We start from the raw sequence: 18,906 nt of genomic DNA, 5'->3' as shown, positions 1-18,906 counted from the left end.
CTAAACTGAAGCCGGTTTTCACGAAGCCGCCCGGAATTCCCCCCATGTATAGCACCGTCACCCACGACATTCAGATCACCGTCTTGCCGGAATTCGTGCCCGAGCGGTCGGACGCCGACGAATCCACGTTTTTCTGGGCCTATACGGTGGAAATCGCCAACCAGAGCAGCATGACTGTTCAGCTGACGGCGCGGCACTGGAAGATCACCGACGGCAATGGCCGCCTCGAAGAGGTACAGGGAGCGGGCGTCGTCGGCGAACAGCCGATTTTGAAGCCCGGCGAGACGTTCCGCTATACGTCAGGGTCCAACCTGACGACGCCCTCCGGAATCATGACTGGAACGTACCGGATGGTGAACGAAAACGGCGATACTTTCGAGGCGGAAATTCCGGTTTTTTCGCTTGATTCGCCCTACGCCCGCCGCGTCCTCAACTGAATGGCGCGCTCTCGCGCGCCTCGCTGCGCCAGCCACCCGACGCAAGCTCCCTCGGCCCGTAGCGGGACGCGCTGATGTCGCCGCCCGCCGATGGAGCCGACCGAAGTCTTCTCGCCTCCTTCGATTTGCTCGAACGGCTGATCAGCTTCGACACGGAAAGCTCAAAATCGAATTTGGGGCTGATCGCCCATGTCGAGGATTATCTCGCCGCCAACGGCGTCGAGTATGTGAAAGTCCCCAACGCCAGCGGAGACAAGGCCGCGCTGTTCGCGACCATCGGACCGAAAATCGACGGCGGGGTGGTTCTCTCCGGGCATACCGACATAGTCCCCGTCGAGGGCCAGGCCTGGACCAGCGATCCTTTCAGGCTGCGGCGGGCCAATGGCCGGCTCTATGGCCGCGGCGCCTGCGACATGAAAGGCTTCGACGCGATCTGCCTCGCCATGATCCCCGAATTTCAGAAGGCCCGGCTGACGCGGCCGATCCACCTCTTGCTGAGCTATGACGAGGAGACGACATGCCGCGGCCCGCTCGAAACGATCGCGCGCTTCGGCGCCGATCTGCCGCGCCCCGGCGCGGTGCTGGTCGGCGAGCCCACCTTGATGCAGGTGGCGGACGCGCACAAAGCCGTCGCGACCTATTGCACGACGGTCCATGGCCACGAGGCGCATTCCTCGAAGCCTGATCTTGGCGCGAACGCCATCGAAGCCGCCTGTGATCTTGTCACCGAACTTTACCGGCTCGCCGCGCAACTGGCGGAGCAAGGCGATCCCTCGGGCCGTTTCGATCCGCCCTGCTCGACAATCCAGGTCGGCGTCATCAATGGCGGCACGGCGCGAAACATTCTTGCGAAACTCTGCACGTTTCATTGGGAGTTCCGCTCCCTGCCCGGCGTCCGGCAAAGCCTCGCCCTCGACCATTTCAACGCCTATGCGGCGCGCGTCGTGACCCCGAAGCTCACCCGCTACGCAAAGGACGCCTTTATTGAAACGGTGACGGAAGTCGAGGTGCCGGGGCTCATGCCCGATCGCGGGTCCGCGGCGGAGTCGCTGGCCTTGAAACTGGCGCGGTCCAATCGGACCGTCTCGGTCCCGTTCGCTTCGGAGGCGGGACAATTCCAGCAGGCCGAAATTCCGACGGTCGTCTGCGGTCCGGGGTCGATCGATCAGGCGCACCAGCCTGACGAATTCATTGAGATCGCACAGATCGAGGCGGGCCTCGCTTTCCTGCGCCGGCTCGCCGCCGAATTGAGCTGAACTGATCTTTTGGAGAAGCCGAGGCCTCAGCCCTTGACGCCGGTTTCCGGGCGGTCGCCGCCGCTCGCATATTCCTCGTGCCAGTCGCCGTCCTTGTCTTCGTAGGAGATTTCCGTCGAACTGCCCGGAATGAGTTGTTCCTGGGCGACCCGGTCGGCGGCCTTGCGGGCAAGGTCGTGGGTCGCAAAGGTCTCGGAGAAGACGCCATCCGCCTTGTAGGCCCAGCCGCCGTCATGTTCGACAACCTCATAGACAATCCTGGTCATGGCCTCATCCTGCCTCTGGCGCGAAAATACATTCCAAGAACCGGCGACGCCGGGAATGGTTCCGCTTGGCGAAGACGCGCTCAAGGCAGAGCGGACGGCCTGTAACTTCGCAGAAACATGGCGACGCCCTCGGTGACGTGACGGTGGATTTCTTCTGCCGTCGGGCTCGGCCGGACGCCAAGCTGGCATTCGAGATAAAGGAAGCCCTTCCAGAGACTGGTCAATTGCTCCGCGGCCACGACCGGATGCCGGATCGCAAGGTCGCCGCGAGTCGTAGCGGCTGCAAGCTGCTCCGCCAGTTTTCGATGGCCGAATCGGGGTCCGGCCTCGAGCATCGCGCTCGCAAGATCAGGGCGCCGCGCCGCCTCGGACATCAGCAGGCGTTCGAAGGCCAACAATTCGGGCGATGTCAGGAATGTCATCAGCGCCGTTCCGACCGCGACGAGCCGCTGCTCCAGATTGCGTGGTTCGCCAGGCATTTCATCGAGAACAGAGGTCATTCGGGCCGCTTCGGCCGCGACGATCGCGGACAAAATCGCCGCCTTATCGCGGAAATGTCCGTAGACCGTCATTTTGGAGACGTTGGCGCGGCGGGCGATTTCCTCGATGCCGACGCCCTCGACGCCCCGCGAGAAGAAAAGCGCGCGAGCCGCCGCAAGGATCGCATCGCGCTTGGCGAGATCCTTCGGACGGCCGGGCCCCGCCGCCCGATCCTGCGGCAAGACTCGTGGCAACAGGTCTCTTGTCAACAAGACTCGCGTCAACAGGTCTCGCGGCATTATGTCTTCCCGGACGAGTTGAACCTTACCTTTTTGCATGAAGAGCATATGTTAGACGCAAACGTATAGTAATTCGCAAGAAACATCCTGAATCACTGGCTCTTGTCTCTCCGGCGGTTGGCACTGATGAACAAAGTCGCGCTCAAGATGCTGTTCGGCGACCCCACGAAATGTCTGGGGCTCGTTTTCGGCGTCGCCTTCGCCAGCCTGCTCATCATGCAGCAATCCAGCATCTTTGTCGGCATCATGAGCCGCACCTCCAGCATCATTTACGACGCCCAGGAGGTGAATATCTGGGTGATGGATCCCAGCGTGCAATATGTCGACGCCAACCGTCCGATGCGCGACACCGAGCTTTCCCGGATCCGCGGCGCCGACGGAGTCGCCTGGGCCGCGCCTTTCTTCAAGGCGAATACCGGCGTTCGCAGCCGGACCGGCAATCTGCAGACAGCGCAGATCATCGGCGTCGATGAGGCGACCTATATCGGCGCGCCGCGCCGCATGGTTCTTGGCTCCATCGACAATCTGCGCTGTCCCGACGCGATCATGATCGACAGGACCGGCTACAAGCTTCTGTTTCCAGACACGCCGCTGGAGCTTGGCGCCGAATTCGAAATCAACGACCGCCGCGCCGTCGTCGCGGCGATTGTCGAGAATTCCGCGGCGTTCACTTCGAACATCACCATCTACACAACCTACTCGCGCGCCGTCGCCTACACGAACAACGGCCGGACGCAGCTGTCGTTCGTCGTCGCCCGGGCGCGCGCCGGTCTGTCGCCGGAAAGCGTCGCGCGCGCCATCGAAGAACGCACTGGCCTCAAGGCGCGCTCCAGCGACGAGTTCCGCTGGGACACAATCAAATATATTCTGGCGAACACCGGCATTCCGATCAGCTTCGGCGCGGTTGTGACCCTTGGCGTTATCGTCGGCGTCGTCGTCGCCGGATTGACCTTCAACATGTTCGTCGCCGAAAACATCAAGCAATTCGCCGCGCTGAAGGCGATCGGCGTCACCAACATGACGATCCTGCGTATGGTTCTGGTGCAGGCGGGCGTCGTCGGCTTCATCGGGTACAGCCTCGGACTCGGCATCGTCGCCCGGTTCTTCGATACGGTTCCAAAACACGCGACTGGCCTGCGCGGGTTCTATCTGCCCTGGCAGGTCGCGGCTGGCATGGCCGCGTTGACCGTCGTCATCATGCTGATCGCGTCGAGCCTCAGCCTGCGCCGCGTCATGACCGTTGATCCCGCCGTCGTGTTCAGAGGATGAATATGACGACGGACTCACCGCAGGGCGGCGCCATGACGCCGCCGCCCGCCATCGCCGGTTCTCAACCGCCCGCGGCGATCCGGTGCCGGGGCATCGTCAAGGAATTCGGCAGAGGCGAAACGCTGATCCGGGTGTTGCATGGCATTGATCTCGACGTTCGCGAAAATGAAATGACGTTCATCGTCGGCCCGTCCGGATGTGGAAAGACGACCCTGATTTCGATCATCGCGGGAATCCTGAGCGCGACGGCCGGCGCCGTCGACCTTTTCGGCACAAGGGTCACCAGCCTCAAGGGCAGCGCTCTCGTCAAGTTCCGGCGCGACAATATCGGTTTTATTTTCCAGCAGTTCAACTTGCTCCCGGCCCTCTCCGCGCTGGAGAACGCGGCGATCCCTCTCATCGCCCAGGGCGCCTCCGAAAGCGTCGCCAACGCGGCCGCGCGCAGATTTCTGATTCAGCTCGGGCTTGAAAAGCATCTCGAAAAATTCCCATCGCAAATGTCGGGCGGGCAGCAGCAGCGCGTCGCGATCGCGCGGGCGCTCGTTCACGAGCCTCGATTCATCGTCTGCGACGAACCGACCGCCTCGCTCGACGCCGCCTCGGGCCGCGCCGCCATCGCTCTTCTGCGCGACGCCGCCGTGCGGCCAGGACGCGCAGTCATCATCGTTACCCACGATTCTCGAATTTTCGACTTCGCCGACCGGATGGTCGCAATGAGCGACGGCCGCATCGAAAAGCTTTCGGACGCCAGGGAAATCGCCGCGATGGAGCACCATTAATGGCCGGACGCTCGAAGCTCCTGAGTTACGGACTTCCGATTCTCGCCGCGCTCGGCCTGAGCACCGCGGTCGTCTCGATTTACCGCAACACGCCGGACCGCCGGCTCACTGAAATCACCAGCCTGCCGCCGACGCAGCCGGCGTTTCAGGGCGACGGCGCTCTCGTCCGTCCGTCCGACCGGTGGATCGGCGCGGTCGGCGTGATCGAATCCTCCTCCGAGGAAATCTCGATCGGCGCGCGCTTGCCCGGCGTCATCGATAGCGTGATGGTCAAGGCGGGCGATACGGTCGCCAAGGGGGATCCCCTTTTCAGCATCGACGATCGCGACTATCGCGTCGCTCTGGCTCAAGCGCAGGCCGGCCTCACGGTGGCGAAGGCGGAACTGCCCTCAAATCAAAAGAGCATTGAACAGCAACGCTCCGTCGCGGACGAGGTTCGCGCCTCCGTCGACGTTTTCGAGGCCGAATTGCAACGCGCGGAAAAAGACCGGAATCGGGGCCTTACTCTCAGCACATCGGGAAATCTGAGCAAGCAGACTCTCGACACCCGCATCGCGGACGCCTTGAAGGCGGCCGGCAACCTCAAGGCGGGCCGCGCCGCGGCAATCGCAGCCGATCGCCAGATCGCCGTTCTCGAAGCCCAGACCGGCCAGATCGAGGCCCGCATCCTTCAAGCCGAAGCGCAGTTGCGCAAGGCGGAGGTCGATCTCGAACATACCATCGTCCGGGCGCCCATCGAGGGGACGGTTCTGCAAGTCAAGGTCCGCCCTGGCCAGACCGTCGAGGCCCGGATCCTCGACAATGCGCTGCTGATCATGGGCGACCTCAAGATCCTGCACGTTCGGGCGGACATCGACGAGGTCGACATCCCCAGGTTCGAGGCCCTCCGCCCGGCGGTGGTCAGCCCGCGCGGCGCGGCGGCGATGCAAATCCCCGCGTCATTCGTCCGCACCGAACCGCTGGTGATCCCCAAGAAATCGCTGACCGGCGCCTCGACGGAGCGCGTTGACACGCGCGTGCTTCAGGTCATCTTCGCGATCTCGGGAGCAGCGCCAGGAATCTATCCGGGCCAGCAGGTCGACGTGTTCATCGAGGCGGGGCCGCCAAAGCGCGAGCCGGATGCGCCGACGTCGGCGATCACGCCGGACGGCCGCAGCATCGCCGAAGAAGGCGCCTTGATCCAGCCGGCGAGATAGGCCGGCGCCTACAGCTCCCCGGCGTCCACGATCACGGCGTGGAGAAACGCCGGCCCGTGCGCGCCCCGCACCAGCGCGCCCTCGATGTCGGCGGTGCCGCTCGCCCCGGTGATGAGATTGACGTTCCGAGGCGGCGTCGCGCCCGCTTCCGCCGCCGCGTAATCCTCGAGATGAGCGAGAATCCGCTCCCGTTCGATGAAGCAGATATGATGCAGCGGCAGGAAAGACATCAAGGTCGGCGAGAACGGCCCCGAATGAAACGCCAGCGTTCCGGTTTCGGCGATGGCCCAGCGCGCCTTCGCAACGGCGAGCGTCTGGTCGGCGCCAATGGAGGCCGTGATCGTGAAGTCGCTCCAATCGAGCTGCTGCAAAGCCGGGTCTGGCTGCAGCGCCATTTCATAAGCAAGGCCATGGGCGTCGCAATAATTCCGCACTTCGCCCGGAGCCTCCGAAAAATGGCCAATATGGCTGACGCTCGCGCCGACCACCTTGGCCGAGACCAGCCGTTGCGCAAAGGCCTCGGCGAGATCGCATCCGGGAAGGCTCGGGCGGCTCTCGCGCGCTTCCAGCGCCAGCGCTTCCGCGGCGGTCCGGATCGCGGACGCATCGCTCGGCTCGCGGCGCAGATTGCGCCGGATCGCGGCGAGAATGTCGTCTCTCGCGCTCACAGGCCGCGATTTCGCTTTTGCGCCTGATATTGCGCCATGAAGGTTCGCCTGGCGGGTTTGGGAAAATCGCGAGTGCTTGTCCAGCCGGAGGCCAGAGGCAATGCGCGGATCCACCCGTCCCTGGCGAACAGCCGGAGGGTTTTGATGGCGAGGCCCGCGCCGAGCCGGTACAGTCGCGGGCGCGTCACAACGAAAGCCCAAAGGCCGATAAAGCTGCGTTGCGTCACCGGCTCCAGCCCCTGCGCCCAGCTTTTTTCCCGCCAGCCGCGCAGCATCGCCGGAAGCGGAATATCGACCGGACAGACCTCCTGGCACCTGCCGTTCAGCGTGCAGGCATGGACGAGATCGCGCGAGGTTTCGAGACCATCGAGAACGGGCGTCAGGACCGCGCCCATCGGGCCGGGATAGACGCCGCCATAGGCGTGGCCGCCGATTTCATTGTAGACGACGCAGTGATTCATGCAGGCGCCGCAACGCAGACAGCGCAGCATTTCCGCAAGGCCCTGCCCCAGCATTCGCGCGCGGCCATTGTCGACGAGCACGATGTGAAAGGCCTCCGGTCCATCGAGGTCGCCGGCGCGCTTCGGGCCGCAATGGAAGGTCGTGTATTGCGTGATGTCGGCGCCGGTTGCGGAGCGCACGAGAAGGCGCAACAGCGCGAAGGCGTGCGGCAGGCTGGGCACGAGCTTCTCGATTCCGGCGGTCACGATATGGACGCGCGGGATCGTGGTCGTGAGTTCCGCGTTCCCTTCGTTCGTCACCGTGCAGACGGCGCCGCTGTCCGCGATGAGAAAATTCGCGCCGCTGATTCCGACGTCGGCGGCGAGGAAGCCGCCGCGCAATTGCCGCCGCGCGCTCGCCACCATCGCCGGGATGTCGTCGCTGTTTTGCGGCGTATGGTGGTGTTCACGGAAGAGCGCCGCGATATCCTCGCGGGTGCGATGCAGAGCCGGCCAGATGATGTGCGAGGGCCGGTCGTGCGCAAGCTGCACGATATGCTCGGCGAGGTCGGTCTCGACGCGGCCAAGGCCGGCCTCGTCGAGCGCATGCGGCAGACCGATTTCCTCGCCCAGCATGGATTTCGAGCGCGTGACCGTGCGGGCCTTGGCGTCGCGGCAGATCCGCACGACAATCTGACAGGCGTCCCCCGCGCTCGACGCATAATGCACGATCGCGCCCGACGCTCTCGCGTTGCGTTCGAATTCGATCAGATAATGATCGAGATTTTCGATGACGTGATCCTTGATCCGGGCGCCGAGATCACGCGCCCGCGAAAAGCCCGGCCACCCGGCGACGGCGGCTTCGCGCTTCTGCCGGGCGGTGCGGGTCGTGCGGTCGATGGCGGTTTTCAAATGATGATCGGCGAGCGCGGCGCCGGCGCGCGCCTTGAACGTGTCGGCCTCCGCCCGCGTCATGGCTAAGGCTCCTCGCCGATCGCGGGTCCATCGCCCATGCCTGCGAGAATTTCGGCGACATGAAACGCGCGGATCGCGGAGCCGCGCCGGCGCAGTTTCCCGGCCATATTCATGAGACAGCCGAGATCGCCGCCGAGAAGGAGATCGGCTTTGGTGGATTCGATGTTGGTCGCCTTTTCGTCGACGATGGCGTTCGAGATCGAGGGATATTTGACGCAGAATGTTCCGCCGAAACCGCAACAGGACTGAACGTCCGGCAACGGAATCAGACGCAAGCCCTTGACGCTCGAGAGGAGCGCGCGCGGCTGGCGTTCGATCTTGAGTTCGCGCAGTCCCGAACAGGTGTCGTGATAGGTCGCGCTGGCGGCGAGCGCCACATCTCGCGGGCTATAGCTGCAGACGTCGGCGAGGAAGCTCACAATCTCGCATGTGCGCGCGGCGAGGTTCTCTGCCCGGGTCCGCCACGCTGGATCGTCGGCGAAAAGGTCGGGATAATGAAGTTTGATCGTGCCTGCGCAGGAGCCGGACGGGGCGACGACATAGTCGAAGGTTTCGAACGCGGAAATCACCCGCCTCGCGATGCGCCGCGCATTTTGCGTATCGCCCGAATTATAGGCCGGCTGTCCGCAGCAGGTCTGCAGCCGCGGAACCTCGACGTCGCAACCAGCGCGCTCGAGGAGCGCCGCCGCGGCGAAGGCGGTCCGCGGGCGAAACAGGTCCGCGAGGCAGGTGACGAAAAGCCCGACCTTCCGCATCGTCCTAATGGATCACCATTTTAGTGAACGGGGAAACGTAGGCCTGCAACATGACGAGGCCGCCGACGAGGCTGGCGAGAGCGATCGAGTGCCAGAAGACGAAGCGCAGAATGACGCCCTCATGCCCGAACCAGTTGGTCGCCGTCGAGGCGACGACGATCGATTGCGCGTCGATCATCTTGCCCATGACGCCGCCCGACGAATTGGTGGCGGCCATGAGGATCGGCGAAAGGCCGAGCTGTTCGGCGCTGACCTTCTGCAATCCGCCGAAGAGAACGTTCGACGCCGTGTCCGATCCGGTGAGCGCAACGCCGAGCCAGCCGAGCAGCGCCGCGAAGAAGGGATAGAAAAAACCCGCCTGCGCGAAGGTCAATCCAAGCGTCGCGTCGACGCCGGAATAGCGGGTCAGCGTGCCGAGCGCGAGCATGGCCGCGATGGTGATGAGCGAATTCCGGACGACGAAGAGCGTGCGGCCATAGGACTTGAGCATTTGCCACGGGCCGTAGCCCATCACGAAACCGCTGACGACCGCCGCGAGCAGGATCGCGGTTCCGGTCATTGTCAGAATGTTAAAATTGAAGACGGCCGCCTCGAGGGTCTCCTTGGGGACCACCGGCGGAACTTTCTGGATGAGATTGTGAAGGCCTTCGATGGGGAATTTTGGAAAATACAGCGCGTTGACGGGTTTTTTGAACGATTCGGTGCCCCAGACGAAAACGCAGACGCACAGAATGATCCAGGGAACCCACGCCTTCGCGACAGCGCCGCGATCGGTCGCGGAAACCTGGGCCACGCCGCGCCCCGGCGGATTGGCTTCGCCCCTAGCCGTGACAAGAGCAGCGCTCGATACGCTCACGTCGGTTCGGCCGACGAGCGACGGGTTTGTCCAGATCCTTGCCGGACTCCAGACCCGCAAAAAGAGGACAAGGCACCCCATCGAGACGAGCGAGGCGACCACATCGACAAGCCAGGGCCCATGATAGTTGGAGACAAGGAATTGCGGCGCTGCGAAAGCGACGCCCGCCACCAAAACCGCGGGCCATATCTCCAGCATCCCCTTGAAACCCGCAAAGACGACGATCAGCCAGAACGGCACCAGCACTGAAAAGAACGGCAGCTGCCGCCCTGCCATGGCTCCAAGGGCGATCGGATCGAGGCCTGTCACCGCGCCAAGGGTGACGATCGGAGTGCCAAGGGCGCCATAGGCGACCGGCGCCGTATTCGCGATCAGCGAAAGGCCGGAGGCGGCGAGCGGCGAAAATCCCAGCCCGATCAAGATGGCGCCTGTGACCGCGACCGGCGTTCCAAACCCGGCAGCCCCCTCGAAGAACGCCCCGAAGCAGAAGGCGACAAGCAAAAGCTGCAAGCGGCGGTCCGAGGTCACGCCGGCGATGGACTTCTGCAAGATCGCGAACGAGCCGTTTTCCACCGTCAGCCGATGGAGAAAGATGACATTGAGCACGATCCAGCCGATCGGGAAAAGACCCGTCAATCCGCCGAGGACCGCCGCGCGGACCCCCATTTTCCACGGCATGGTGAAGCCGAAAACCGCCACGCCAAAAGCGACCGTAAGGGCGATCAGCGCCGCGACATGAGCCTTGGTCTTGGTGAAGGCGATGAGTCCGAGCAGCGTGACGATCGGCAAACAGGCCGCCAAGGTCGAAACAAGTCCGTTTCCGAAAGGATCATAAACCTGACGCCACATCAGCATTCCTCCCGCGGCGGTCCTCCCGCGCTCCCGGCCGGGTTGAACCCCTGGCCATTATGAGCGGGCGCGGTCCGGCGGCGGCGCAATTCCATGTGACGTCCACGCCGGAAGCGTCCGCGCCAAAGCTAACACCAACCAATTGGTTCCGGGCAAGAATGTTCCCCGGCGCGGCTTATCTCCCCGAAGGCGCAATCTCAGCGGTTGTTATAATAGCCGGCGAAAAAGGGCGTGCCATAGCCATCGTCCGGATCGAACACGCCGTGACCATGCCCGAAAGCATAGCCTTCATCGAAATCGTAGCCGATCTCCTCGCTGGCGATCGCGCTCCGGATCGGATTATTGGCGTATTCCAGCGCGCGCCGCTGCCGCGTTTGCAATGCTCCATTACGATATTGGGGCGGCAGCGGGTAAAACCCGGCTCCGCTCGCGCTATCCTGGGAGAGATCGACCCACCCGGAGGATTGACCCGCCGCGCGCCGAGCGTCCGGCTCCCCGGCGGTGACGCGCGCATGCTTGTCGCCGCGCGGGACGGTGGAGGTCTGCGTCTCGGAGGCGGACGCCGCCGAAAGGCCCCAAAAAAACGCAGCGCTTGCGGTCAATATCAGCGCGGCCGTTCTTGATTTCGTCATGCTCATTCCGGGAAGATCCTTCATCTCAGCGTCGCGCCCCCAGCATCAATAGGCCAGACGGGGGGTTTAACAACCCATTTCGGCTTATCATGGCGACGAAAGAAACGGTCTTGCAATCCGGCGAAGGCTTGGCGCCGGAGGCTGGCGGCGGGGGCTTGCGCCGGGGCCGCTCAGCCCCGAGTCTGGCCGTCAAACGATTCTCCTCCGGCGTCGCGGGTTTTAATCCTCCCGGCTTCGCTGGTCTATAAATCTCCCTCGTTCCGATAAGGATGTTGACCTGTGGCATACGACGCTTTGTTTTCTCCGCTTCAGATCGGCGAACTCACGCTGCCGAACCGCGTTCTGATGGCTCCCCTCACCCGATGCCGGGCCGAGGCCGACCACGTCCCAGGCCCGCTCATGGCGGAATATTACGCCCAGCGCGCGAGCGCCGGCATGATCATCGCCGAGGCGACGATGGCGATGAAAGGAAATTCCGCGTTCTGGATGGAGCCCGGCATCTATTCCGACGCGCAGATCGCGGGCTGGCGGCTCGTCACCGACGCGGTTCACGCGAAAGGCGGCCGTATCGCGTTGCAAATCTGGCATGGCGGGCGCGCCTGTCATCCGCTGCTGAACAACGGCGCCCAGCCTGTCGCGCCGAGCCCGATCGCGATCACCGGAGATGAAGTCCATACGCCGGAGGGCAAGAAACCCTATGTCACGCCGCGCGAACTGCGTGACGACGAATTGCCCGGCATTGTCGCTGGATTTGCTCAGGCGGCCCGGAACGCCGGGGCGGCCGGATTCGACGCCGTCGAGGTTCATGGCGCGAACGGCTATCTGCTCGATGAATTCCTTCGCGACGGCGCCAACAAACGGAGCGGTCCCTATGGCGGCTCCCTCGAAAACCGGGCGCGGCTGATGCTGGAGGTTCTTGAAGCCGTCATCGGCGTCTGGGGACCGGGCCGCGTCGGTCTGCGAGTCTCGCCCCTGAACAGCTACAACAGCATGATCGACAGCGATCCCATCGGCCTCGTCAAATGGCTCGCCGCCCGCCTGAATGATTATCCGCTGGCCTATCTCCATGTCATGCGCGGCGACTTTTTCAAACAGCAGACCGGCGACGTCATGAGTCCTGTCCGCGCGGCCTTCAAAGGCAAGCTGATCGGCAATATGGGCTATACGCCGCAGGAGGCGAACCAGGCGATTCTCGACGGCAAACTCGACGCCGTCGCCTTCGGAGCGAGCTTTCTCGCCAATCCGGATCTTCCAGCCCGCATCGGCGCCGACGCGCCGTTTAATGCGCCCGACGCCGAGCGGTTCTACACCCCCGGCCCCAAAGGCTATACGGACTATCCGGCGATTGGCGGCTGACGCCGCGCCAGGATTGGACCGCTCAGTTGCAGACGCGAACGCGCTGGATAACGTAAGCGTAGCCAATCCAGGCCTGCTGGGGTTCGTACCAGCAGCGCGGCGGCGGCGCATAGACGGGAGCATAGGCAGGGGCATAGGGAGGAGCCGCATAGGGAGGTGGCGCATAGGGTGGCGGCGCGTAATACACTGGCGGCGGCGGAGGCGGAGGCGGCGCCGCCCCCGCGATCGCGCTTCCCGCAAGCGCTCCGAGCGCCAGGCCGCCGATCATCCCCGCCGCGACGGCGCCGGCGTCGTCGGCTTTGGCCGAACCGGCGGACAGCAGCGGCGCCAGGGCGAGGCCGGCGGCGAGACCGCCCGCGATCATTTTGCTCGATAATGCCGGCATGCAGCGCGCTCCGTGACTGGGTGTCGAGGCTCGAAATGACGAGCCCCTTGGCTCCATAGGTAACTTTCGCGGCAATATTAGGCCAAATCGCTAATAATTTCTGTTCTCTGGCTTTTTGCTCCTGACGTGAAGACCTGCAAACGGATCAGGAACGGCTTTCCCTTCCTTATTTGGACCGAGGCCTGCTTATTTGGTCCGGCGCCTGACTCTGGATTAGACTTGCGCCGGAGACGAGAATCGCGCCACTTGCAAAATCGCGCCACTTGCATGATCGCGCCAGTTGCAAGATGCGGACGGGGCTGCTAGCCCAGCCTGTGTGAAGGAGCCGAAGCCCCCGATTTAGCTCGGTTGGCGGAGCGACTGAATGAGTCATCGAAGAGGCGAGAAGGCGAGTCGGATCCTGCGCTTAAGCGGCGTGCGGTTCGATCAAGTACCGAAGAGGCCCGCCGGGAATCGGCGCCCAGGGCCGGATTAGCTCAGCGGTAGAGCAGCGGTTTTGTAAACCGAAGGTCGGGGGTTCAATCCCCTCATCCGGCACCATGACCGCTCCTGCCGAAGCCGATACGGGGTAGATTACACGGCGAGAGGCGGGGAATCATGAATGCCGTAGAGATCGAAGAAGCCGTATCGGAGCTCGCAGCCGCTCCCTTCGATCCTGCGGAATTTCCGTTCGCCTTCCTCACAGCCTTCGGCAACAAGGCCACCACCGTCAACCGCCTATAGCCCTCGCCGGCATCTCGACCGTGCGGGCGATGATCTCCTGATCAAGTCGCCTCCGGCGTCCGGCAGGTGAAGCCGCGTGGGGAATTCCGCGCCGCCGAAGAGGTCGCCAACCAAAACCCACAACGCCAATGCCGCCCTGGACGCCACCTACCTGCTTGCCGATGCCAACATCGTCGTCAGCTACATTCTATTCAACATCAATCACACACCGCCCGCAGCCTTCTCAAGTTGCGTAGCATACGAATATTACGGATGATTGCGCAAACATTTTCGGATGCAGGTGGTCGCCAAAGCCAAAATCAGTCTGCGGCTATCCTGGAATTCGACCAACGCTCAATCTCGATTCATAAAAATATATTCATAGTAGTCGAAGGTCTAAAGATAGTTTTATACTACATCGATAGACATTCAACTGGGTCGCGCCTATCTCCTCATTATCGCCGCTTGTATTCGCATGAGAGCTCGATATGCCTGCCCATCGACGTACGCTACATCGAAAGATACGGACGGCCACTCTTGCGATCACCCTGTCGATCCATTTCACCGGGATCGCGACGGCGACCGTTCATCATAAATCCGTTCGTCCCCGACACGCAGAGCAATATTATGGGCTTTATCAAAAACAAATTATTAGCTTACCGCCCATTCAATCGAACGAACCCAACACGTTCAGTCAGTCCGGCGCGTTAAGCCGCCAAGGGCTGGGAGCGAGCCCCTTTTACCCTGAAGGACCTGGCAACTTCTCAGATTAGGTTCTCGCCGGGCCCTCCGGAACCCACCTGGATATAAAATTCTTTCATGATCGTCTACCGTCCTTAAATCTAGGATTGATCTCGATGCTCGCCATCATGCGCATGGCGCTGTCGCGCCCCTACACATTCGCAGTGATGGCGATTTTGATCGCTATTTTTGGAGGCGTCGCGGCAGTCCGCACTCCGACCGATATTTTTCCAAATATCGGCATTCCTGTGATCAGCGTCATCTGGTCTTATGGCGGCTTGCCCGCAGACGACATGGCGGGACGCATCGTTTCTCCCTTCGAACGATCACTGTCCACGACAGTCAACGATATCGAGCACATAGAGTCCCAATCCCTTTCGGGTTACGGAGTGATAAAAATCTATTTTCAGCCCAACGTGAATATCAATGCGGCGCAGGCGCAGGTCACCTCAATTTCCCAAACCATTTTAAAGCAGCTTCCCGCAGGGATCACGCCCCCGCAGATTCTAAGCTTCAACGCTTCGAGCGTTCCAATCATACAGCTCGTTCTTTCCAGCAACACATTATCGCAAACAAAGCTAAACGATCTCGCTACAAACTTCATACGGCCCCAACTCGCGACGATCGCCGGCGCCGCCCTGCCCTCACCCTACGGCGGCACGGTGCGACAATTGCAAATTGATCTCGATCAGCGCGCCCTCCATGCGTATGGTTTGTCGGCCCAGGACATCGTGACCGCCCTGGCCGCGCAAAATCTGATAACACCCGTCGGAACTGAAAAAATAGGCAAGTTCGAATTTACGATAAATCTCAACGATTCGCCGAAGAAGATCGAGGATTTTAACAATTTACCGATCAAGCACGTTGACGGAAGCGTCGTATATCTGCGCGACGTCGCCTTCGCTCACGATGGAAATCCGCCGCAAACAAACGTTGTAATGATGGATGGACGTAAAGGCGTCCTGATGACCGTCATGAAAGCTGGATCGGCGTCCACTCTCGATATCATCGCTGGAGTGAAGGCGATCCTGCCGTCGATTGAAACAACACTACCCATAGGGGTAGATATTGCGCTTGTGGGAGATCAATCCAGCTTTGTGATGTCCGCGGTGAAAGATGTCATTCGCGAAGGCGTGATCGCGGCCTGCCTGACCGCCCTCATGATCCTTGTTTTTCTCGGAAGCTGGCGCTCGACGCTGATTATTACGATTTCGATTCCTTTGGCCATTCTCGCGTCGCTCACCATTCTCTCATCGATTGGCCAAACGATCAACGTGATGACGCTTGGAGGCCTCGCGCTCGCGGTTGGAATTCTTGTTGACGACGCGACCGTGACGATTGAAAATATCAATTGGCATCTCGAACATGGCAAGTCTGTCAAATCGGCGGTCCTCGACGGCGCCGAACAAATCGTCGCGCCTGCGACCGTATCGTTGCTGTGCATATGCGTCGCGTTCGCGCCGATGTTCTGGCTTGGCGGCGTCGGCGGATATCTCTTTCGTCCGCTGGCGGAAGCAGTTGTTTTTGCAATGATCGCGTCGTATGTCCTCTCGCGCACGCTTGTGCCGACGATGGCGAACCTGCTGCTAAATCACACGACGAAACACAGCCCTTCGCCTCGCCTTTCGAACCCGGCGGGGATGATAGTCTGGTTCCAACGCGAGTTCGAGCGAAAGTTTGAAACTTTGCGCGCTGGATACCTGAGGCTTCTAAGGCTTGCGCTTAAGCGCCGGCTTGCGTTTCTTGCCGTCTTCGCAAGCGTCATTGCGTCGTCGTTTATTCTCGCTCCTTTTCTTGGACAGGACTTCTTTCCCACGCCTGAAACAAATGCGATCAAACTTCACATTCGCGCGCAAACCGGAACACGGGTCGAAGAAACAACGAGGCTGAGCAGCGCGATTGAAAAGGCGATTCACGAAATAATTCCTCCCAACCGCCTTACGAGCATCGTCACAAACATCGGGATGCCCATAAGCGGCACGAACATTTCTTACGGAAATTCGGGAACGATCGGCGTCGAGGACGCCGATCTCATGATTTCCCTTAATGGGGATTCCGCCACTGCTTTGTACGAAAAGCGTCTGCGTGAAGAATTGCCAAAAGCATTTCCTGAAGCGACATTTTCCTTTCTTCCCGCAGATATCGTGACTCAAATTCTCAATTTTGGGATACCGGCGCCGATTGACGTGCAAATTGTCGGTACGGATCTCGACGCGACCCGCAAGTTTGCAAATCGCCTCCTCGGAAAGATTCGTCATGTTCCCGGAATAGCGGACCCACGAATTCAGGAAGCCTTCGAAGGCCCGGCCTTGAGAGTACGTTTCGATCGTACATTAGCGGGTTTGGTTGGATTGACTGAACGCGACGCCGCCTCAAGCCTGCAGGACACCTTGGCCAGCAGCAGTCAGATTGCGCCAACATACTGGGTGAACCCGGAGAATGGGGTGTCCTATCCCGTGGCGATTCAGACGCCTCAATATGACATGGACACTTTGGAAGCACTCAACAATTTGCCGCTCGCGGCTGGCGGCTCGACCCAATTGCTCGGAGGCCTTGCGACGATTTCTCCGGAACCAGTGAACGCAATCGTCTCTCACTACAATATTCGTCCAACGATCAACATTTACGCAACCATGCAAGAGCGCGACCTAGGCGCTATCGTCGCCGATATCCAGACAATAGTGGACGACTCTCGGATTAATCTTCCAAGGGGAGACAGCATCATCATCCGTGGCCAGCCAGTGACGATGGCGAAGGCTTACAATCAGCTGTATTCCGGCCTTGCCTTCGCTATTATACTGATCTACCTGCTGATCGTCATCAATTTCCAGTCTTGGCTGGATCCGTTCGTAATTGTCGCTGTGCTTCCCTTCGCCCTGGCCGGCATTGTCTGGATACTTTTCGTCACTCATACAACCTTATCGGTTCCAGCGTTGACCGGCGCAATTATGTGCATGGGAGTCGGGACCGCCAACAGTATTCTGGTTATGAGTTTCGCGCGAGAGCAACTCGCCTCTGGTAAAGACGCTTTGACAGCCGCGCTGGCTGCGGGCGCCGCGCGGTTCCGGCCCGTCCTGATGACAGCGCTCGCCATGATTATCGGAATGGCTCCTATGGCGATGGGCGCGGGACAGAACGCCCCGCTTGGCCGGGCCGTCATCGGCGGCTTGATTTTCGCGACATTTGCGACGCTCTTCTTCGTGCCGACCGTATTCAGCATTTTGTATGGGCGCGAAGTCAGACCCGCCGAACCTTGCGCCAGCGAGGCTACAGATAATGATCAAGAGGGACAATGAGCGATCTTTCGGTTCGGCCAGTACAACCCTATAAGGCTTTTTTAATGCTTTGCGTCGTCGCGGGCGGCGCCGTCGGAGTCGCGATGTTTGGAATATCGGATCGGGCGCGAAGCAAGGAGGAGATTGAGGTCTGGACGAACCAGCAAGCTATACCCGCTGTGCGCCTTGTCTCCCCACGACCCGGAGCAAGCGTAGGTGATCTGGTTCTTCCCGGTAATGTTAGCGCGTTCTATACTGGCTCCCTCTATGCCCGCGCGAGCGGTTACGTCACCGACTGGCGCAAGGATATAGGCGCTCGGGTCAAGAAAGGCGAAGCGCTTGCATCGATCGCCGCGCCGGAACTCGATCAACAACTCATTGAAGCGAAGGCGAAACTGGTTCAGCTGAAGGCCGCAGTTCAGCAGGCGAAGGCGAATGCGGACCTCGGACAGGCGACCAACCAGAGAACGTTGCATCTCGTTGGCAAGGGGTGGGCCAGCCAGCAACAGGGAGACACCGATCGACTGACCCTAGCGTCACGGCTTGCGGAGGTTGACGTCGCTCGTGCGAACGCGGAGGCGCAGCAAGCCGCGGTGGGCCGGCTTGAGGAGTTGACCCGGTTCGAGCAGATCAAGGCTCCGTTTGACGGCGTCATTACCGCGCGATCGGTCGATATCGGCGATCTCGTCAACGCCGACGGCACTTCGGGCAAGGCGCTCTTTCAAGTGTCCGATTTGCATGAGATGCGGGTCTACGTAAAGGTTCCACAAGCTTTCCTTGGAGAGATGCGGGAGGGGCTTCAGGCGACGCTGTGGCTTCCCGGCCAGCAAGGGACATTCCCCGCGACGCTCGTTACAACTTCGAACGCAATCTCCGAAAACTCGCGGACGGCGCTGGTCGAGTTGCAGGCTCAAAATCCCGACGGAACATTATGGCCGGGCGCGTTCGCCGAGGTTCATTTTCACATACCGTCGGATTCGAACGTGCTTCGGGCGCCCGTGACCGCGCTCATTTTTGGTCGTCATGGAATGAGCGTCGCGACCATGAATGATGATGATAAGGTGACAATCAAGCAGGTCGGTCTCGGTCGCAATTTAGGCGATGATGTGGAGGTTCTCTCCGGGTTGAGCGCTTCTGATCGACTCATCGATAGTCCGCCGGAAACTCTTGTCTCCGGAGATAATGTTCGTATCGTCGAAAGGAAGCCGAATGCGCCTGCGCCTGGCGCCACAGAAGAGGCGTCTCGCGCGGAAACGGGCATGTAGCGCCGTGATTTGGCGGCGCTGAATC

The 18,906-nt window shown here is 61.2% G+C and carries 16 protein-coding genes, 1 tRNA gene and 1 pseudogene; 10 read left to right on the top strand and 8 right to left on the bottom strand.

Features of this window, described 5'->3' with window-relative positions; translation table 11 throughout:
- Positions 1-44 precede the first annotated feature (44 nt).
- Together apaG and argE are read left to right on the top strand one after the other, a co-directional pair.
- On the top strand, positions 45-437 hold the full coding sequence (apaG, locus tag BM177_RS13520) for a Co2+/Mg2+ efflux protein ApaG (RefSeq protein WP_091684447.1): 393 nt from the start codon (positions 45-47) through the stop codon (positions 435-437).
- A 74-nt stretch (positions 438-511) separates the two neighbouring features.
- Positions 512-1,693 carry an acetylornithine deacetylase gene (gene argE, locus BM177_RS13515; RefSeq protein WP_091684445.1) on the top strand — a complete coding sequence of 394 codons (1,182 nt, stop codon included), beginning with the start codon at positions 512-514 and terminating at the stop codon, positions 1,691-1,693.
- 26 nt (positions 1,694-1,719) lie between these two features.
- Here argE and BM177_RS13510 read toward each other — a convergent pair whose 3' ends face one another.
- Together BM177_RS13510 and BM177_RS13505 are read right to left on the bottom strand one after the other, a co-directional pair.
- On the bottom strand, positions 1,720-1,959 hold the full coding sequence (locus BM177_RS13510; RefSeq protein ID WP_091684601.1) for a DUF2188 domain-containing protein: 240 nt from the start codon (positions 1,957-1,959) through the stop codon (positions 1,720-1,722).
- Positions 1,960-2,039: 80 nt separating this feature from the next.
- Positions 2,040-2,693 carry a TetR/AcrR family transcriptional regulator gene (locus tag BM177_RS13505; RefSeq protein ID WP_175492607.1) on the bottom strand — a complete coding sequence of 218 codons (654 nt, stop codon included), beginning with the start codon at positions 2,691-2,693 and terminating at the stop codon, positions 2,040-2,042.
- Positions 2,694-2,864: 171 nt separating this feature from the next.
- Between BM177_RS13505 and BM177_RS13500 the strand changes: the two genes are divergently transcribed.
- Genes BM177_RS13500 through BM177_RS13490 form a run of 3 tightly spaced genes read left to right on the top strand, consistent with a single transcriptional unit; the run spans position 2,865 to position 5,982 of the window.
- Positions 2,865-4,007, top strand: a complete 1,143-nt coding sequence (locus BM177_RS13500) for an ABC transporter permease (RefSeq protein WP_091684440.1) — start codon at positions 2,865-2,867, stop codon at positions 4,005-4,007.
- 2 nt (positions 4,008-4,009) lie between these two features.
- The gene (locus BM177_RS13495) at positions 4,010-4,786 is read left to right on the top strand and encodes an ABC transporter ATP-binding protein (protein WP_244532321.1); all 777 of its coding nucleotides are present in this window, start codon (positions 4,010-4,012) and stop codon (positions 4,784-4,786) included.
- Entirely contained in the window at positions 4,786-5,982 is a 1,197-nt protein-coding gene (locus BM177_RS13490) for an HlyD family secretion protein (RefSeq protein ID WP_091684438.1), read from the top strand. Before BM177_RS13495 ends, BM177_RS13490 begins: the two co-directional genes overlap by 1 nt.
- 8 nt (positions 5,983-5,990) lie before the next feature.
- Here the strand turns inward: BM177_RS13490 and BM177_RS13485 are convergent, their stop codons facing one another.
- The 5 genes from BM177_RS13485 to BM177_RS13465 all read right to left on the bottom strand — a co-directional run bounded on the left by BM177_RS13485 (position 5,991) and on the right by BM177_RS13465 (position 11,157).
- Positions 5,991-6,650 carry a LutC/YkgG family protein gene (locus BM177_RS13485; RefSeq protein WP_091684435.1) on the bottom strand — a complete coding sequence of 220 codons (660 nt, stop codon included), beginning with the start codon at positions 6,648-6,650 and terminating at the stop codon, positions 5,991-5,993.
- Positions 6,647-8,065: a lactate utilization protein B gene (locus BM177_RS13480; RefSeq protein ID WP_091684432.1), complete on the bottom strand. Its 1,419-nt coding sequence runs from the start codon at positions 8,063-8,065 to the stop codon at positions 6,647-6,649. Before BM177_RS13480 ends, BM177_RS13485 begins: the two co-directional genes overlap by 4 nt.
- 2 nt (positions 8,066-8,067) lie before the next feature.
- A complete protein-coding gene (locus BM177_RS13475; protein WP_091684429.1) occupies positions 8,068-8,820 on the bottom strand; it encodes a (Fe-S)-binding protein in 753 nt (250 codons plus the stop codon).
- 4 nt (positions 8,821-8,824) lie between these two features.
- Entirely contained in the window at positions 8,825-10,525 is a 1,701-nt protein-coding gene (locus BM177_RS13470) for an L-lactate permease (RefSeq protein ID WP_091684427.1), read from the bottom strand.
- Positions 10,526-10,722: 197 nt separating this feature from the next.
- The gene (locus BM177_RS13465) at positions 10,723-11,157 is read right to left on the bottom strand and encodes a hypothetical protein (protein ID WP_139223626.1); all 435 of its coding nucleotides are present in this window, start codon (positions 11,155-11,157) and stop codon (positions 10,723-10,725) included.
- Positions 11,158-11,436: 279 nt separating this feature from the next.
- On the opposite strand from BM177_RS13465, the gene BM177_RS13460 reads away from it, so the two are divergent.
- On the top strand, positions 11,437-12,513 hold the full coding sequence (locus BM177_RS13460; RefSeq protein WP_175492605.1) for an alkene reductase: 1,077 nt from the start codon (positions 11,437-11,439) through the stop codon (positions 12,511-12,513).
- Positions 12,514-12,535: 22 nt separating this feature from the next.
- On the opposite strand, the gene BM177_RS13455 is transcribed toward BM177_RS13460, so the two are convergent.
- The gene (locus tag BM177_RS13455; RefSeq protein ID WP_091684423.1) at positions 12,536-12,898 is read right to left on the bottom strand and encodes a hypothetical protein; all 363 of its coding nucleotides are present in this window, start codon (positions 12,896-12,898) and stop codon (positions 12,536-12,538) included.
- Between the two features lie 465 nt (positions 12,899-13,363).
- Between BM177_RS13455 and BM177_RS13450 the strand changes: the two genes are divergently transcribed.
- The 4 genes and pseudogenes from BM177_RS13450 to BM177_RS13435 all read left to right on the top strand — a co-directional run bounded on the left by BM177_RS13450 (position 13,364) and on the right by BM177_RS13435 (position 18,881).
- Positions 13,364-13,438, top strand: a tRNA-Thr gene (locus tag BM177_RS13450).
- 57 nt (positions 13,439-13,495) lie between these two features.
- Positions 13,496-13,618, top strand: a pseudogene (locus BM177_RS20940) (type IIL restriction-modification enzyme MmeI); the annotation flags it as partial.
- Between the two features lie 839 nt (positions 13,619-14,457).
- Complete coding sequence (locus BM177_RS13440) at positions 14,458-17,637, top strand: efflux RND transporter permease subunit (protein ID WP_091684595.1); 3,180 nt, start codon at positions 14,458-14,460, stop codon at positions 17,635-17,637.
- Positions 17,634-18,881 carry an efflux RND transporter periplasmic adaptor subunit gene (locus tag BM177_RS13435; protein ID WP_091684419.1) on the top strand — a complete coding sequence of 416 codons (1,248 nt, stop codon included), beginning with the start codon at positions 17,634-17,636 and terminating at the stop codon, positions 18,879-18,881. The genes BM177_RS13440 and BM177_RS13435 overlap by 4 nt, the downstream gene beginning before the upstream one ends.
- Positions 18,882-18,906: the final 25 nt, after the last annotated feature.

It is taken from the genome of Methylocapsa palsarum, assembly GCF_900114285.1.
In the GTDB taxonomy this organism is placed as follows: domain Bacteria; phylum Pseudomonadota; class Alphaproteobacteria; order Rhizobiales; family Beijerinckiaceae; genus Methylocapsa; species Methylocapsa palsarum.
Note: the sequence above shows the minus strand (reverse complement) of the source record. Positions and strands in the feature narration are given on the sequence as shown.

What these genes read in the sequence shown, in the direction of transcription:
- apaG (WP_091684447.1), top strand. Translation starts at nt 45, where the DNA reads ATGTATAGCACCGTCACCCACGACATTCAGATCACCGTCTTGCCGGAA.
- argE (WP_091684445.1), top strand. Translation starts at nt 512, where the DNA reads ATGTCGCCGCCCGCCGATGGAGCCGACCGAAGTCTTCTCGCCTCCTTC.
- BM177_RS13510 (WP_091684601.1), bottom strand. Translation starts at nt 1,959, where the DNA reads ATGACCAGGATTGTCTATGAGGTTGTCGAACATGACGGCGGCTGGGCC.
- BM177_RS13500 (WP_091684440.1), top strand. Translation starts at nt 2,865, where the DNA reads ATGAACAAAGTCGCGCTCAAGATGCTGTTCGGCGACCCCACGAAATGT.
- BM177_RS13495 (WP_244532321.1), top strand. Translation starts at nt 4,010, where the DNA reads ATGACGACGGACTCACCGCAGGGCGGCGCCATGACGCCGCCGCCCGCC.
- BM177_RS13490 (WP_091684438.1), top strand. Translation starts at nt 4,786, where the DNA reads ATGGCCGGACGCTCGAAGCTCCTGAGTTACGGACTTCCGATTCTCGCC.
- BM177_RS13480 (WP_091684432.1), bottom strand. Translation starts at nt 8,065, where the DNA reads ATGACGCGGGCGGAGGCCGACACGTTCAAGGCGCGCGCCGGCGCCGCG.
- BM177_RS13475 (WP_091684429.1), bottom strand. Translation starts at nt 8,820, where the DNA reads ATGCGGAAGGTCGGGCTTTTCGTCACCTGCCTCGCGGACCTGTTTCGC.
- BM177_RS13470 (WP_091684427.1), bottom strand. Translation starts at nt 10,525, where the DNA reads ATGTGGCGTCAGGTTTATGATCCTTTCGGAAACGGACTTGTTTCGACC.
- BM177_RS13465 (WP_139223626.1), bottom strand. Translation starts at nt 11,157, where the DNA reads ATGACGAAATCAAGAACGGCCGCGCTGATATTGACCGCAAGCGCTGCG.
- BM177_RS13455 (WP_091684423.1), bottom strand. Translation starts at nt 12,898, where the DNA reads ATGCCGGCATTATCGAGCAAAATGATCGCGGGCGGTCTCGCCGCCGGC.
- BM177_RS13440 (WP_091684595.1), top strand. Translation starts at nt 14,458, where the DNA reads ATGCTCGCCATCATGCGCATGGCGCTGTCGCGCCCCTACACATTCGCA.
- BM177_RS13435 (WP_091684419.1), top strand. Translation starts at nt 17,634, where the DNA reads ATGAGCGATCTTTCGGTTCGGCCAGTACAACCCTATAAGGCTTTTTTA.